The sequence below is a fragment of the Pseudomonas sp. BP11-1-1 genome (genome assembly GCF_052112105.1).
Classification (GTDB): Bacteria; Pseudomonadota; Gammaproteobacteria; order Pseudomonadales; family Pseudomonadaceae; genus Aquipseudomonas; species Aquipseudomonas alvandae.
On record NZ_JAUTYU010000020.1, the window covers coordinates 76720 to 92997 of the forward strand.

General features: G+C 62.4%; 13 protein-coding genes. 4 read left to right on the top strand and 9 right to left on the bottom strand.

Annotated elements, in window-relative coordinates:
- Positions 1–15 precede the first annotated feature (15 nt).
- Genes aroK through Q7C33_RS25220 form a run of 6 tightly spaced genes read right to left on the bottom strand, consistent with a single transcriptional unit; the run spans position 16 to position 5399 of the window.
- Positions 16–534 carry a shikimate kinase AroK gene (aroK, locus tag Q7C33_RS25195; RefSeq protein WP_033864550.1) on the bottom strand — a complete coding sequence of 173 codons (519 nt, stop codon included), beginning with the start codon at positions 532–534 and terminating at the stop codon, positions 16–18.
- A 4-nt stretch (positions 535–538) separates the two neighbouring features.
- Positions 539–2611, bottom strand: coding sequence for a type IV pilus secretin PilQ (pilQ, locus tag Q7C33_RS25200; protein ID WP_217861073.1), 2073 nt, complete (start codon positions 2609–2611; stop codon positions 539–541).
- Positions 2612–2624: 13 nt separating this feature from the next.
- The gene (locus tag Q7C33_RS25205; RefSeq protein ID WP_030140988.1) at positions 2625–3152 is read right to left on the bottom strand and encodes a pilus assembly protein PilP; all 528 of its coding nucleotides are present in this window, start codon (positions 3150–3152) and stop codon (positions 2625–2627) included.
- Entirely contained in the window at positions 3149–3772 is a 624-nt protein-coding gene (gene pilO, locus Q7C33_RS25210; RefSeq protein WP_407684322.1) for a type 4a pilus biogenesis protein PilO, read from the bottom strand. Before pilO ends, Q7C33_RS25205 begins: the two co-directional genes overlap by 4 nt.
- Positions 3769–4335, bottom strand: coding sequence for a PilN domain-containing protein (locus tag Q7C33_RS25215; RefSeq protein WP_217861072.1), 567 nt, complete (start codon positions 4333–4335; stop codon positions 3769–3771). The genes pilO and Q7C33_RS25215 overlap by 4 nt, the downstream gene beginning before the upstream one ends.
- Positions 4335–5399 (bottom strand): pilus assembly protein PilM, encoded by a 1065-nt coding sequence (locus Q7C33_RS25220; protein ID WP_217861071.1) that lies wholly within the window; start codon positions 5397–5399, stop codon positions 4335–4337. The genes Q7C33_RS25215 and Q7C33_RS25220 overlap by 1 nt, the downstream gene beginning before the upstream one ends.
- Before the next feature lie 208 nt (positions 5400–5607).
- Between Q7C33_RS25220 and Q7C33_RS25225 the strand changes: the two genes are divergently transcribed.
- Complete coding sequence (locus Q7C33_RS25225) at positions 5608–8052, top strand: penicillin-binding protein 1A (protein WP_187293336.1); 2445 nt, start codon at positions 5608–5610, stop codon at positions 8050–8052.
- A gap of 302 nt (positions 8053–8354) precedes the next feature.
- Here Q7C33_RS25225 and Q7C33_RS25230 read toward each other — a convergent pair whose 3' ends face one another.
- The 3 genes from Q7C33_RS25230 to rpmE form a co-directional block, all read right to left on the bottom strand.
- Positions 8355–9623, bottom strand: coding sequence for a malic enzyme-like NAD(P)-binding protein (locus Q7C33_RS25230; protein ID WP_030140993.1), 1269 nt, complete (start codon positions 9621–9623; stop codon positions 8355–8357).
- Positions 9624–9808: 185 nt separating this feature from the next.
- The gene (locus tag Q7C33_RS25235) at positions 9809–10591 is read right to left on the bottom strand and encodes a thermonuclease family protein (RefSeq protein WP_407684324.1); all 783 of its coding nucleotides are present in this window, start codon (positions 10589–10591) and stop codon (positions 9809–9811) included.
- A gap of 41 nt (positions 10592–10632) precedes the next feature.
- Positions 10633–10851, bottom strand: coding sequence for a 50S ribosomal protein L31 (rpmE, locus tag Q7C33_RS25240; RefSeq protein ID WP_030140995.1), 219 nt, complete (start codon positions 10849–10851; stop codon positions 10633–10635).
- A 289-nt stretch (positions 10852–11140) separates the two neighbouring features.
- Here rpmE and Q7C33_RS25245 point away from each other — a divergent pair, with 289 nt between their 5' ends.
- The 3 genes from Q7C33_RS25245 (at position 11141) to Q7C33_RS25255 (ending at position 16066) form a co-directional block, all read left to right on the top strand.
- Positions 11141–13360, top strand: a complete 2220-nt coding sequence (locus Q7C33_RS25245; RefSeq protein WP_030140996.1) for a primosomal protein N' — start codon at positions 11141–11143, stop codon at positions 13358–13360.
- A 263-nt stretch (positions 13361–13623) separates the two neighbouring features.
- Positions 13624–15360, top strand: coding sequence for an arginine--tRNA ligase (gene argS, locus Q7C33_RS25250; protein WP_030140997.1), 1737 nt, complete (start codon positions 13624–13626; stop codon positions 15358–15360).
- Between the two features lies 1 nt (position 15361).
- Positions 15362–16066: an SPOR domain-containing protein gene (locus Q7C33_RS25255; RefSeq protein ID WP_030140998.1), complete on the top strand. Its 705-nt coding sequence runs from the start codon at positions 15362–15364 to the stop codon at positions 16064–16066.
- Positions 16067–16278: the final 212 nt, after the last annotated feature.

Genomic DNA, 16278 nt, shown 5'->3' on the forward strand with positions numbered 1-16278 from the left:
ATTTCGCGCCACGCATTAACGGGGAGGCAGCTGTTGCAGGCGATCGAGGATTTCCAGCACCACCATCCGTGGCGGCCGCTCGTCGGTTTCGATGACCAGGTCGGCGATTTCCCGATACAGCGGGTCACGCAGCTCCAGCAGGTCGCGCAAGGTCTTGGCCGGATCGGCGGTACGCAGCAGCGGCCGGTTGCGATCACGTGAAGTGCGTCCCACCTGCTGCTCGACGGAAGCATGCAGGTAGACCACTCGTCCGCCGGCATGCAACGCCCGACGATTGGCTTCGCGCATCACCGCGCCGCCGCCAGTGGCCAACACCACGCCCTCGAAACCGCACAGCTCGGCGATCATCGCCTGCTCACGGTCCCGGAAACCGGGCTCGCCTTCCTTATCGAAGATCCATGGGATATTGGCGCCCGTGCGCAATTCAATTTCCTTGTCGGAATCTTTGAAAGGCAGGCGCAGCTCTTTGGCCAGCAAACGACCGATGGTGCTTTTTCCAGCCCCCATCGGCCCAACAAGAATCAAATTTCGCACAGAATCAACGACTCACAGCAATCGCCTGGTTGTTCATGATACGCGGAGTGAGAAATACCAGCAGCTCGGATTTTTTCTCCGAAACCACATCACGCCGGAAAAGGCGGCCAAGATACGGCACATCGCCAAGAAATGGCACCTTATCTACAACTTTGCTCTGAGTATTTGAGAAAACGCCGCCAATCACAATGGTCTCGCCATCGTTGACCAGCACCTTGGCGTTGACCTCGTTTTTCTTGATTGGCGGAACCTCTTGCACCTTGTTCAGGTAATCCGGCTCATCCTTGGTGACCTTGACCTCCATGATGATGCGGTTGTCCGGCGTGATCTGCGGCGTGACTTCCAGCGACAGCGAGGCTTCCTTGAACGACACCGACGTGGCACCGCTGGAGCTGGCTTCCTGATAGGGAATCTCCGTGCCCTTGAGGATTTTCGCGGTCTCCTTGTCGGAGGTCACCACCTTGGGCTGGGAGACAATTTCCCCATTGCCGGTTTTTTCCATGGCCGTCAGTTCCAGGTCCAGCAGCACGTTGTCGGTGATGAAGGCGATGCCGATCCCGGAGGTGTTGCCTGACGCCCCGAGGTCGACGAACGGCTGGTTGGTGCTGGTACTGCCCGGCGTGCCGATGGTGGTGGAATCGCCCGTGGTGACACCGGAAGAGTTCCAGTTGCCTTTGTTCTGCACCGAGCCTCCCCAGCGCACGCCCAGGCTCTTGTCGTAATCGACGTTGGCCTCGACGATCCGCGCCTCGATCATCACCTGGCGCACCGGGATGTCCAGCTGCGCGACGATCCGGCGCAACTCGTCGAGCCGGTCCTGGGTCTGGTAGGCAATGATGTTGTTGGTGCGTTCATCGACCGTGATCGTGCCGCGCTCATCTGCCTTCGCCTCGGCACTGGTGACTGACTGGAACAGCTTGGCGATGTCGGCCGCCTTGGCATAGTTGACCTGCAACAGCTCGCGCCGCAGCGGTGCCAGATCGGCGATCTGTTTCTGGGATTCCAGCTCCTGGCGTTCGCGTGCGGCAATTTCATCCGCCGGGGCCACCAGCAGCACATTGCCCACCTTGCGCTTGTCGAGCCCCTTGGTCTTGAGCACCAGATCCAGCGCCTGGTCCCACGGCACATTCTGCAGCCGCAAGGTGATACCACCCTGCACGGTGTCGCTGGCCACCAGGTTCAGGTTGGTGAAGTCGGCGATGAGTTGCAGCACCGAGCGCACTTCGATGTCCTGGAAATTCAGCGATAACTTCTCGCCGCTATAGGCGGCGCGGTCGCTGTTGCGTTTCTGCAGGTCTTCGACCGTCATGGGCCGGACACTGACGGTCAGCTTGTTGTCGGTCTGGTAGGTGGAGTAATCGAAGGTGCCGCTGGGTTCGATGCTGATGGTGGCGCGGTCGGAACCAGCGCTGGCATTGACGAACTGCACCGGCGTGGCAAAGTCCTTGACGTCCAGGCGTACCCGCAATGGTTCGGGCAATTGGGTCCTGGGGAAATTGAGGATGATCTTGCCTTCGCGCTCCTGGATGTCCGGGGCAATGGAAGGATCGGACAAGTCGATTACCACGTTACCTTCGCCCTGGGTTCCGCGCTGAAAGTCCACGCCTCGGATCGCCTTGCCGGCCGGCGCAGCGGCCCTGGCAGGCGCGGCGCTGGCAACCGCAGGACGCGGAGCCTGAGCAGCGGCCTGGCGGGCGGCTCCCTTGCCAACCACGACGAACAGGTTGTTGCCTTCGATCCGGGTGTCGTACGGCGCCAGTTGCGTAAGGCCGATGATCAGCCGGGTCCGGTCCCCCGCCTCGACCACGGTGGCACTGCGTGCATTGCCACCGCCAAGATCATGGTTCTTGCTGGCCAACCGATTGGTCACGCCGGGCAGGTCCAAGGCGATACGGGCCGGCTGTTCGGTGGTATAGCCCCGGGGCGGCGGCGGCGGCCCGTCGAAGGTAAGCTTCAACTCGACACGATCCCCCGGCAACGCCGCCACATCCAGCGTCTTCAGGCTGGCCGCTTGAACCATCGGCGACAACAGCGCTATCCATAGCGAAATACCGAGGGCTGAAAAAATCCTGTTCATTGTTCGAATTCCACTATGAATGCTCTTTCAAAGTAATGGTCCGTGGTCGCTCCAGCCAAGCGCCTTGGCCATCGGGAACGATTTCGACCACATCGACCTGGGTGGCGCTGATAGCGACGATCCGCCCATCGTTGCGCCCCAGGTAGTCACCGACCTTCAGTCGATGCACCCCGCCCGCACCCCGCAGGAGCGCAAACGAGCCACTGGCGTTGGAGATCGTGCCGACCATTTCAAACTGCTCGATATTGAAGCCCTCCAGGTACTGCTTCGCCCGGTTGGGATCAGGTCTGACATTGCGCGAGCCCTGTTGCCGCTCGGCCTGGTCCATGCGGACCTGCGGGGAAAACGGGCTACGCAGATTGGCGGCGCTGTAGGTGAAGGTTTCGCCAGGCCTGAAGGTCGGCGTGGGCTCGATCTTGCCGGGCGGACGCAGGCGTACTTCGTTCATGTAGGCATCCAGGTCACTGAAACCGTCGTCGCTGTTGCAACCGGCCAGCGCAAGCAGCCCGGCCAGCAGGCCCACGCAATAGACCCGCCTCATGGCAGCGTCTCCTGCTCGTTGTACCGGTAGGTCTTGGCCTGGATGCTCATGCGCAGCTTCGCCCCCGCGCCGGGCTCCACAGGTGCGATTTCGAAATCATGCAGCGTGACGATGCGGGGCAGCCCCGCGACGCCGCTGACGAACGTTGCCAGGTCGTGATAACCGCCCGTCACCGTGATCTGGATGGGCAATTCGATGTAGAACGGCTGGGTGGCCTCCGGCAGCAGCTTGATCTCTTCGAACTCCAGGCCGCTGCCCAGGCCGGTGCGAGTGATGTCCTCCAACAGGCCCGGCACCTCGGTGTCACTGGGCAGTTGGCGCAGCAGCACGCCGAAAGAGGTTTCCATCTGCTTCATCTGTTCGATATAGCGTTCCAGGTTCGCCGCCATGTGGGCCTTGCCGGCAAATTGCGCCTTGAGGGTATTTTCCTCCTCGTGCACCTGCTGCAACTGGCTTTCCAGGTCACTCAAGGCAAAGTTATAGCCCAGCCCCAACACCAGCAATACCAGCAATATTCCGGCCAGCCACTTGATCGGCGCCGGCCAGGAGCCAACGTTATTGGTGTCCAGGTCGCTGAAATCGATCTTGCGCAGCGCGTCCAGCCATTCTCCGGCTTTCATTGGCCATCCTCCGCGTCGGCAGGACGGGTCTGGCGAACCGTCAGTTGGAAAACGCTGGCCTGGTCGGGCTGGCCCGCCGTGGCGGCCTTGACCTCCGTCAGGCTGGGGGCATCGAACAGGTCCGACGAGTCCAGGTTACGCATCAAGTCCGAGACCCGGTTGTTGGACTCCGCGACGCCCTGGATGGAAAGCATGCCCTCTTCCATTTTCACTTCGGTGAAATAAACCCCGTCCGGCAGGGTCCGCGCCAGTTGATCGAAAATCCGCGCACTGACCGGACGGTTGCCCTGCAAGTCCTGGATGATGCGCATGCGTTCCAGCAGTTGCTGTCGACGGGCCTTCAGTTCGCTGATCTGCTGGATACGCTCATCCAGAATGGCAATCTGATCACGGACGTGGCCGTTGCGCGCGGTCTGATAGTCGATCTCACTGTTCAGGTACTGGACCGCAATCAAGGTCAAGCCCACCGCGCCCACCAGCGCGCCCACCAACGCCAGCAGAAAGCGTTTGCGCCGCTCCTCGCGCAGCTCCTCGCGCCAGGGAAGAAGGTTGATCCGCGCCATCAGTCGAAACTCCTGAGGGCCAACCCGCAGGCGATCATCAGCGCCGGCGCATCGCCGGCCAGGGCGCCGGCGTTGACCTTGCTACTCAGGGCCATATTGGTAAACGGGTTGGCGACCTGGGTTGGCGTGCCCAGGCGCTGCTCGATCAGGCGGTCCAGGCCGGCGACTGACGCAGTGCCTCCCGCCAGCAGGATGTGATCCACCGCGCTGTACTGACCCGAGGCGAAGAAAAACTGCAACGAACGCGAGACCTGCTGCACCAGCGCTTCGCGAAACGGTTGAAGCACCTCGCCGAGATAATCGTCGGGCAAACCGCCCTGCTTTTTCGCCAGGCCGGCCTGCTCTGGCGTCAGGCCATAGCGACGCTGGATTTCCTCGGTAAGCTGACGCCCCCCGAACAACTGCTCACGGGTATAAATGATGCGACCGTTGTGCAACACGCTGAGCGTGGTCATGGTGGCGCCGATGTCGACGACCGCCACGGTCAGTCGCTCCTGGGACGCGGCAAGTTGCGTGGCGAGCAGACCGAAGGCTCGCTCCAGCGCGTAGGCTTCGACATCGACCACGCGAGCCGTCAGCCCGGCGAGCCCCAGCGCCGCCTCGCGGACCTCGACGTTCTCCTTTCGACAAGCCGCCAGCAGCACTTCGACCCGTTCGGTGCTGCGGGGAGAAGCACCCACCACCTCGAAATCGATCGCCACCTCATCCAGTGGATAAGGAATGTACTGGTCGGCCTCGATCTTGAGCTGGTTTTCCATGTCATCTTCCGATAACCCGGCATCCATCTCGATGGTCTTGGTGATGACCGCCGACCCCGCAACCGCGACCGCCACGTTGCGCAAGGGCGTCCGGGCCTTGTCGAGCACCCGCGACAACGCCATGCCCACCCCTTCGAGCTCGGCGATATTCTTCTCGATCACTGCGTTGGCCGGCAGCGGTTCGACCGCATAGGACTCGACGCGGTATCGGTCGCCCTGGCGGCTCAACTCGAGCAGCTTGACCGATGTTGAACTGATGTCGATGCCCAAAAGCCCGTGGGCTTTTTTATTGAAGAGTCGCAGCACTACCAATTCCCTATGACTATCCGTGAGTTACGGACTCTCTAATATGCGTTGCGTTCAATCCCCCCGGTCCGACGGACGTCCGGATGGCGTTCCCGACGAAAAAAAATGCTTATAATGCCCAGCGTTTTTTTTCGCTTTGTTGCTGGCACGGGTCCTTCGCTGCACCTGGCGCCTTTTTCATTCTTTGCCTGGATATCCAAAAGCCTTGATTCGTCTGCTGAAATTTTTCGGATGGTCCATCGTCGCCGTTTTCTGCGGACTGCTCCTGGGTCTGAGCGGTGCGTTTCTTTACCTTAGTCCGGGATTGCCGTCCGTGGAGGCGCTGAGAAGTATTCAGTTGCAGATTCCTTTGCGGGTGTACAGCAGCGACAACAAGTTGATCGCCGAATTTGGCGAAATGCGCCGCACACCGATCCGGTTCGCCGACATTCCGCCCAATTTCATCAATGCGTTACTAAGTGCTGAAGACGACAACTTCGCCAACCACTATGGCGTCGATCCGGGCAGCCTGATGCGCGCCGCCAGCCAGCTGGTCAAGAGTGGCCACATCCAGTCCGGCGGCAGCACCATCACCATGCAGGTCGCCAAGAATTTCTTCCTGACCAGCGAACGCAGCTTTTCGCGCAAGACCACCGAGATTCTCCTGGCCCTGCAGATCGAGCGGCAGTTGACCAAGGACGAGATCCTCGAGCTGTACGTGAACAAGATCTACCTGGGCAACCGCGCCTATGGCATCGAGGCCGCAGCGCAGGTGTATTACGGCAAGTCGATCCGCGACGTGAGCTTGGCGCAGATGGCAATGATCGCCGGCCTGCCCAAGGCACCGTCGCGCTTCAATCCGCTGGCCAACCCGGCGCGCAGCAAGGAACGTCGCGACTGGATCCTGGGGCGCATGTACAAGCTCGGCAAGATCAGCGAAGCCGACTACACCGCCGCGATCAACGAGCCTTTGAACGCCAGCTATCACGTACCGACGCCGGAAGTGAACGCCCCCTACATCGCCGAGATGGCCCGGGCCGAAATGGTCGGGCGCTATGGCAGCGACGCCTATACCGAAGGTTTCCGCGTCACCACCACGGTGCCGAGCAATCTGCAGGAAATGGCCAACACTGCACTGCATGAAGGCTTGATGACGTATGACCAGCGCCACGGCTACCGTGGCCCCGAGTCGCGCCTGCCAGGCAAGACCAAGGAGGCCTGGGCCCTGGAGCTGACCAAGCAGCGCACCATCAGCAGCCTGGAACCGGCAATCGTCACCCAGGTGGAAAAGGACGGCATCAAGGTACTGACGCGCAATGGCGAGTCGGAAGAGCACGTGGCCTGGGACACCATGAAATGGGCCCGTCCGTTCCTCAACACCAACAGCATGGGCGCCAATCCTCGCCAGCCTTCGGATGTGGCGCAGGTCGGCGACCTGATCCGGGTGCAACGCCAGCCGGACAACTCGCTCAAGTTCAGCCAGATCCCGGCCGCCCAGGGCGCGCTGGTGTCCCTCGACCCTCAGGACGGCGCGATCCGCTCACTGGTAGGCGGCTTCGCTTTCGAGCAGAGTAATTACAACCGCGCCTTGCAGGCCAAGCGCCAGCCGGGCTCGAGCTTCAAGCCGTTCGTCTACAGTGCTGCGCTGGATAACGGCTACACCGCCGCCAGCCTGGTCAACGATGCGCCGATCGTGTTTGTCGACGAATACCTGGACAAGGTCTGGCGGCCGAAAAACGACACCAATACCTTCCTCGGCCCGATTCGCCTGCGCGAGGCGCTGTACAAGTCCCGCAATCTGGTGTCGATCCGCCTGTTGCAGGCCCTGGGCGTGGATCGCACCATCGACTACATCAGCAAGTTCGGCTTCAACAAGCAGGACCTGCCGCGCAACCTGTCCCTGGCCCTGGGCACCGCGACCCTGACGCCGATGGAAATCGCCACGGGCTGGAGCACATTCGCCAACGGCGGATACAAGATCACCCCGTACATCATCGACAAGATCGAAAGCCGCAATGGCGAGACGCTGTTTGTCGCCAACCCGCCGCGAGTGCCTACGGGCGAGCAGGCCAGCGACGGCGTCGCCGCGCCGGCCACCGAGACCTTCACGGTCAATGCAACGCCAGGCGAAGCCACCACGGCCCCAGGCCTGCCGCAAGCACCCGCCGTCGCTGAACGCATTGTCGATGGCCGCACCACCTACATCCTCAACAGCATGCTCCAGGACGTGATCAAGCTCGGCACCGGCCGCCGCGCCCTGGCGTTGGGTCGCACTGACCTGGCGGGCAAGACCGGCACCACCAACGAATCCAAGGACGCCTGGTTCTCCGGCTACAACGCCGATTACGTGACCACCGTCTGGACCGGTTTCGACCAGCCAGAAAGCCTGGGTCGCCGCGAGTTCGGCGGCACCGTGGCGCTGCCGATCTGGATGAGCTACATGGGCGCCGCCCTGAAGGACAAGCCGCCGCACACCCAACCTGAACCGGAAGGCATCCTCAGCCTGCGGGTCGACCCGGTCAGCGGCCGCGCCGCCACGCCAGGCACGCCAGGCGCGTACTTCGAACTGTTCAAGAGCGAAGACACCCCGCCTTCGGTCAACGAGTTGGGCAACGGTGTAGCGCCGGGCAGCCCGCTACCGGCGGACGAAGCGGCGCCGATCGATCTGTTCTGACCGGCCCCTTCCAAAAAGCCCCGCCTTCGAGAGAAGCGCGGGGCTTTTTTTTGCCGCACAAGGCCCCTGTGGCGAGGGGATTTATCCCCGCTGGGCTGCGCAGCAGCCCCAAATCCAGACTGCGCGGAACAATAGTTGAACCGCGCAAACCAAATTACGACTGCTACGCAGCCGAGCGGGGATAAATCCCCTCGCCACAGATTTTCGACTTGCCCAGCAAAGGGTTTCCACCCATACAACCCAGCCACAAAAAAGCCCCGACTCACACGAGCCGGGGCTTTTTGTTGAAGCGCTACAACAGCTTAGCCGTTGAACACGTCATCCACGCTCTTGAGCGGGTAGTTCTTCGGGTACGGCAGGGTTGCAACACCCGTCTCGATGGCGGCCTTGGCCACGGCGTCGGAGATCAGGGTGATCAGGCGGGCGTCCATTGGTTTCGGGATGATGTACTCACGACCGAATTCCAACTTGATGCCGCCGTAGGCGTCGCACACTTCCTGCGGTACCGGCAGCTTGGCCAGTTCACGCAGGGCGTTGGCGGCAGCGACTTTCATTTCTTCGTTGATGCGCTTGGCGCGAACGTCCAGGGCACCACGGAAGATGAACGGGAAGCCCAGTACGTTGTTGACCTGGTTCGGGTAGTCCGAACGGCCGGTGGCCATGATCACGTCGTTGCGGGTAGCGTGAGCCAGCTCCGGGGAGATTTCCGGATCAGGGTTCGAGCAGGCGAACACGATCGGGTTCGGCGCCATGCGCAGCAGGTTTTCCGCGCTCAGCAGGTTCGGGCCCGACAGGCCAACGAACACGTCGGCGCCGTCCAGCGCGTCCGCCAGGGAGCGCTTGTCGGTCGCGTGGGCGAACACGGCCTTGTACTGGTTCAGGTCGTCACGGCCGGAGTGGATCACGCCGGTACGGTCAACCATGAAGATGTTTTCGATCTTGGCGCCCATGCTCACCAGCAACTTCATGCAGGAGATGGCCGCAGCGCCGGCGCCCAGGCAGACGATCTTGGCTTCCGGCAGGGTTTTGCCAGCGATTTCCAGGGCGTTGATCATGCCGGCCGCGGTTACGATCGCGGTACCGTGCTGGTCATCGTGGAAAACCGGGATGTCGCACTGTTCGATCAGGGCGCGCTCGATCTCGAAGCACTCTGGTGCCTTGATGTCTTCCAGGTTGATGCCGCCGAAAGTGATGGAGATGCGCTTGACGGTGTCGATGAAGGCTTGCGGGCTTTCGGAGTCGACTTCGATGTCGAACACGTCGATGCCGGCGAAACGCTTGAACAGAACGCCCTTGCCTTCCATGACCGGCTTGGAAGCCAGTGGGCCGAGGTTACCCAGGCCGAGAATCGCGGTGCCATCGGAAATGACTGCAACCAGGTTGCCCTTGCCGGTGTACTTGTAGGCCAGTTCAGGGTCGCGAGCAATTTCGCGGACTGGTTCGGCTACGCCGGGGCTGTAGGCCAGCGACAGATCGCGGGCAGTAGCGGTGGCCTTGGTGAGCTCGACACTCAGCTTACCCGGACGAGGATTAGCGTGATATTCGAGAGCGGCAGTTTTCAGATCAGACATGTGGGCATTCCGCTTTTTACTGTGTTGGACAGACGGACCGCCGAGGATACGCGCCTCGCAAAGTCCCTACAAGACTGACCAGTCACTCCTGTCAAGCGCCCTGCCCTACGACTTTGGGCCAAGAGCAGCGAAATACAAGGGCTTGATGCATACAATCGACAGCATAAATGTCTACAATTTTTCTCTCAGGGGAGCGCCTGCAACATCGCCGGGTCGGTCACCGGCAGCATCCATCGCGCCTGCCCGGGCTTTGGCGCCCCGCGCCGGGAGCGATCGACGACCCAACCGCGCGCCTCGATTGTCCGGCCTTCCAGGCGCTTGAGCATCGAAGCGTCAAAGTTACGCTGCAAATCGGGAGCGATGTGCAAGACAACCGCCCCCTGCATTTCCATCCAGATGCCGCCGCGATTGCGCTGCACGCTGTCTACACGACCGCGGACCAATGCAAAGCCGGCCGCGTCGATTTGCTCCGCTCGCGTGACGGGAGACTTTTTCCATATACCGAGCCCGGCCTGTCGCGCCTGGCGTTCCGCCGCCTGTTGGCACTGGACCAGATCGACATTGGGCGCGACGGCCACCAGGAAGCCCAGCCCCTCGGCAATCAGTTGTTCTTCCAGGTTGCGGCCCTGACGGTCATAGACGTGGGCGAGCGTGCGTCCGTAGTTGTCCTGATCATCTTCACCGGGTGATACCTTGACCCGGCCGGCACTGGCAGCCACCAGCGCCTCGAGTCGCTGGTGCGCCGCCACGGCGAACGGTTCGTCAGCACGCCCGCGCTTGCCCAGCTCCGGGCTGTTGAGACCGATCATGCGGATACGACGGCCGTCCTGGAGATACAACGTGTCGCCATCCACCACCCGCTGCACAGCCACTTCAGGCAGCTTGCCCGGCAGGGGGCAGGACGCCTGGGCACCACAGAACCAAATCGCAGGCACAAAAAAGGCGCCCACTAGGGACGCCTTCTTCATTAGCCTGGAATAGCCGGAACGACTTTCCAAGATAATCAGCCTTAGGCTTTCTTCGCGCCGAAAGCACCGAAACGATCGGCGAACTTCTGAACGCGGCCGCCGGTATCCAGAGTCTTTTGCTTACCGGTGTAGAACGGGTGGCATTCGTTGCAAACGTCGATCGCCAGGGCTTTGCCGTAGGTCGAACGGGTTTCGAACTTGTTGCCGCAGCTGCAGGTTACGGCCACAACTGGATAGTCTGGATGGATATCGGTTTTCATGGTGTTTTCCTCAGGCTAGCGTGCCGCCACCCAACACTATTGTTGAATACCGCACGTAATTAGGCCGCGGATTCTACCAGACATCGTCATTCGCGCAAGCTATGCCTTGTACCAACCGTCTGCTAGGCTCGCGCCCTCAAGCACAATCCCTGTGGGAGCGAGCTTGCTCGCGATAGCGGCGATTCAGTCAGCATCAATGTGACAGAACTGACGCCATCGCGAGCAAGCTCGCTCCCACATTGAATAGCGCTCAGCCTTGCGAACTTGTTTGCCTACCGAGATCCCCCGCGTGCCCGACGCCATCCTGCGCCTCGCCCTGCCCTCGCCCCTGCGCCGCCTGTTCGACTACCGCGCTCCGGCCGGGGTCCTGCGCGCCCAGTTGCAGCCGGGCATGCGCCTGCGGGTGCCGTTCGGCCGGCGGGAAATGATCGGGATCCTGGTGGAAGTCACCGACCACAGCGAAGTGCCGGTGGATAAACTCAAGCCAGCCCTGGCCCTGCTCGATGCCACGCCGCCGCTGCCGGCGTCGCTGTTCAAGTTGTGCCTGTGGACCGCCCAGTATTATCAGCACAGCCTGGGCGACACCCTGAGTTGGGCCCTGCCGGTGCTGTTGCGCCAGGGCGAACCGGCCGAGGCACGCCAGGAGCGGTTCTGGTCGGTGGCACCAGGCGCCTCACTGGACGACCCGCGTATCGCCCGCGCACCGCGCCAGCGCGAAGCCCTGGCGACCTTGGCCCAGCATCCCCACGGCGTGGCCCACCAGTTATTGAGCAAACTGATGCTCAGCAAGGACAGCCTCGACCTGCTGCTGGCCAAGGACCTGGTCCAGGTGGAAGTTCGCCGCCATGCCCCAGGCGAGCGCCACGAACACTGGCTGGCCCAGCCAGAACTGCCGCTAAACGCCGAACAACGGGCCGCTTGCGAGGCGATTCGCGCAGGTTTCGACAGCTATCACGCATTCTTGTTGGCGGGTGTCACCGGCAGCGGCAAGACCGAGGTCTACCTGCAGCTGATCCGCCAGACCCTGGAAGCCGGCAAGCAGGCCCTGGTACTGATTCCGGAAATCAACCTCGGCCCACAAACACTGGCGCGCTTCGAACAGCGCTTCAATGCACGGATCGCCCTGGTGCACTCGGCGGTCAATGATCGCGAACGCCTGGAAGCCTGGCTAGCCGCCCGGGACGGCGAGGCCGATATCATCATCGGCACCCGCTCGGCGCTGTTCACGCCGATGAAAAACCCCGGCCTGATCATCATCGACGAAGAGCACGACGGTTCCTATAAACAGCAGGAAGGCCTGCGCTACCACGCCCGCGACCTGGCGCTGGTGCGGGCCCGACAAGAGAACATTCCCATCGTCCTTGGCTCGGCCACACCTTCCCTGGAAAGCCTGCACAACGCCTACACCGGTCGCTACGGCCTGCTGCGCCTCAACGAACGGGCCGGCGGCGCCAAGCAGCCACGCTTCCTGCGCCTGGATGTGAAAAGTCGTCCGCTGGACAGCGGCATCTCCGGACCGATGCAGCAAGCCATCGGCCAGACCCTGGCCGCCGGGCAACAGGTGCTGGTCTTTCTCAATCGCCGGGGATTTGCCCCGACCTTGCTGTGCCATGATTGCGGCTGGATGTCCGGTTGCGAACGCTGCGACGCGCGGATGACCGTGCATCAGCGTTACGGCGAGCTGCGTTGTCACCATTGCGGGCACTCCGAACGCGTGCCGAGGAACTGCCCGCAGTGCGGGAAAGTGGACTTGCGTCCGGTGGGCGCCGGCACCGAGCGCGCCGAAGAACGGCTGGGGATCTTGTTTCCCGACTATCCCGTGCTACGCGTGGATCGCGACAGCACCTCGCGAAAAGATGCGATGAACAATCTGTTCGCCACCATCCAGAAGGGTCAGCCGTGCATCCTGGTGGGCACGCAAATGCTCGCCAAGGGGCATCACTTCCCCCGGGTCACGCTGGTGTCGATCCTGGATGCCGACGGCGGGCTGTTCTCCGGTGATTTCCGGGCCAGCGAGCGCATGGCGCAGCTGATCGTCCAGGTCGCAGGCCGCGCCGGACGCGCCGAGGAACCGGGCAAAGTGATCATCCAGACTCACCTGGCGGATCATCCGCTGCTGATACAACTGACCGAGCAGGGCTATTTCGCCTTTGCCGAACAGGCGCTGAGCGAACGCCGTGGCGCCGGGTTGCCGCCATTTGCGCACTTGGCGCTGTTGCGCGCCGAGGCTCATAAACCGGGGCAGGCGGAAGGTTTCCTGGACGAAGCGTGCAGTGAGGCGGAACGGCTGCTGGCGGAGCAGAACCTCACCGGCATCGAACTATTGGGCCCGGTTCCGGCTCCGATGGAGCGGCGGGCCGGGCGTTATCGCGCGCAGCTTCTGTTGCAAGCCAATGCCCGGGCGCCGTTGCATCGGCTGCTGAGTGCATGGCTGCTGGCGCTGGAACAGATGCCCAGCGGGCGGGCGGTGCGCTGGTCGCTGGATGTGGATCCGGTGGATTTGTATTAATGGATCGCTAATCTAGCCCTTGTGGGAGCGAGCTTGCTCGCGATGGCGGCGGGTCAGCTTGCATGAATATTGAATGCCAGACCGCTATCGCGAGCAAGCTCGCTCCCACAGGGGATCGCGTACATCCGGGCCACCCAGAATAATCACCACACACCCCCAACCAACCCGCTACAGTTGGCAAGCTCGCCCGCGCCACGGATAATGCCCAGTTTTTCCACCAGCGCATCGAAGCGCCGCCGCGCCTGCGGTTGAAAGAGAAGACCATGAAAGACACCATTCGCCAGCTCATCCAGCAAGCCATCACCCAACTCGTCGCTGAAGGTGTGCTGCCAGAAGGCCTGTCGCCGGCGATTCAGGTCGAGAACACCCGCGACAAGACCCACGGCGACTTCGCCAGCAACATCGCGATGATGCTCGCCAAGCCGGCTGGCATGAAGCCTCGCGATCTGGCGGAAAAAATCATCGCCGCGCTGCCGGCCGACGAAAACGTCAGCAAGGCTGACATCGCCGGCCCCGGGTTCATCAACTTCTTCCAGAACACCCAGGCCCTGGCCTCGCGCCTCGACGCGGCCTTGGCCGACGCGCGCCTCGGCGTGCGCAAGGCCGGCCCGTTGCAGCGTACCGTGGTCGACCTCTCGGCCCCCAACCTCGCCAAGGAAATGCACGTCGGCCACCTGCGCTCGACCATCATTGGCGACGGCGTGGCCCGCGTGCTGGAGTTTCTCGGCGACACCGTGATCCGCCAGAACCACGTCGGTGACTGGGGCACCCAGTTCGGCATGCTGATGGCCTACCTGCAGGAAAACCCCATCACCAGCGACGAGCTGTCGGACCTGGAAAATTTCTACCGCGCCGCCAAGCAACGTTTCGACGAGTCGCCCGAATTCGCCGACCGCGCCCGCGGCCTGGTGGTCAAGCTGCAAGCCGGCGACACCGAGTGCCTGGCGCTGTGGACCAAGTTCAAGGACATCTCCCTGTCCCACTGCCAGAAAATCTACGAGCTGCTGAACGTCAAGCTGACCATGGCCGACGTGATGGGCGAAAGCGCCTACAACGATGACCTGGTCAACGTGGTCAACGACCTCCGCGCCAAGGGCATGCTGGTGGAAAGCAACGGCGCCCAGTGCGTGTTCCTCGACCAGTTCAAGACCGCCGATGGCGAGCCGCTGCCGGTGATCATCGTCAAGGCCGATGGCGGCTACCTCTACGCCACCACCGACCTGGCGGCCGTGCGCTACCGCAACCGTGTGCTCAAGGCTGATCGGGTGCTGTATTTCGTCGACCAGCGCCAGGCCCTGCACTTCCAGCAGGTGTTCGAAGTGGCCCGGCTGGCCGGCTTCGTGACCCACCCGATGGAAATGGAACACATGGGCTTCGGTACCATGAACGGCGCTGATGGCCGTCCGTTCAAGACCCGCGACGGTGGCACCGTAAAACTGATCGACCTGCTGACCGAAGCCCAGGACCGCGCCTACAGCCTGGTCAAGGGCAAGAACCCGGACCTGGCCGAAGACGAGCTGCGCAACATCGCCAAGGTCGTCGGTATCGACGCGGTGAAGTACGCCGACTTGTCGAAGCACCGCACCAGCGACTACAGCTTCAACTTCGACCTGATGCTCAACTTCGAAGGCAACACCGCGCCGTACCTGCTGTATGCCTACACCCGAGTGGCGGGGGTGTTCCGCAAGCTCGGCAAGGACTTCGACGAAGTGGAAGGCCAGATCGTCCTCGAGGCCGCCCACGAGCAGGAATTGGCAGCCAGGCTCGCTCAGTTCGGTGAAGTACTGAACAACGTCGCCGACAAGGGCACGCCGCATACCTTGTGCGCGTACCTGTACGACGTCGCCGGCCTGTTCTCCAGCTTCTACGAAAACTGTCCGATCCTCAGCGCCGAGACACCGGCACAGATGCAGAGCCGCCTGCGCCTCGCCGCACTGACCGGACGCACGCTCAAGCAAGGCCTGGAACTGCTGGGCCTGGAAACGCTGGAGCGCATGTAAGTTGGCCGCCAAGAAAAAACCCGCCCCCAAACGCGGCGCCAGTCGTTACCAGCCCCCGGCGAAAAAGCCGATCCCGGGCTGGTTGTGGATGGCCATCGGCCTGACGGTCGGCGCTTTCATTGTCTTCTTGATGAAGCTGGAGCCGGGCCAGGGCGATGACGTCAAGCGCGTCCGGCAAGAGCAGCAGAAAGCCACGCGGATCGCCGAGGCCAACAAGACGCCGCCGAGCCCGACGCAGCCAGTGAAGCCGAAGTACGACTTCTATACCTTGCTGCCGGAATCGGAAGTCATCGTGCCGCCTGACGCCGTGCCGGAGAAAACCCTGCCGACGCCGCAAGTGCCCCAGGTGCCGACCACACCAGTGACCCCGGCCGAAGCGGCAAAGATCGACACCGCCCGCGCCCAGGCGGCCTTGGCCGGCATCACGCCGCCACCCGCGCCGCCTGTGCAGAAAGCAGCGCCAGTGACGAAGTTCTTCCTGCAGGCCGGTTCGTTCCGCAAGGAAGCTGACGCCGACAAGGTGCGAGCGCAGATCATCCTGCTGGGCCAATCGGTGTCGGTGGAATCCGGGACGGTGAAGGACGAGACCTGGTATCGGGTGCTGGTCGGACCGTTCAGCAATCGGGAAGAGTTGACCAAGGCCCAGAAACAACTGGCCGGCAGCGGTTTCAGCAACCTGTTGTTACAACAACGCCAAAGCCGCTGAAGGCAGGCGACCGCGATCCTGTGGCGAGGGGATTTATCCCCGCTGGGTCGCGCAGCGACCCCAACAGCAGTGGACCTGGTGAGTCTGATGCACCGCGTTCTCTGATTTTAGGGCTGCTTCGCAGCCCAGCGGGGATAAATCCCCTCGCCACAGGGTCGCGGAACAATCACAGCGCACCACTCATCCCCTCCCCCACCCCGCAGTTGAAAAAC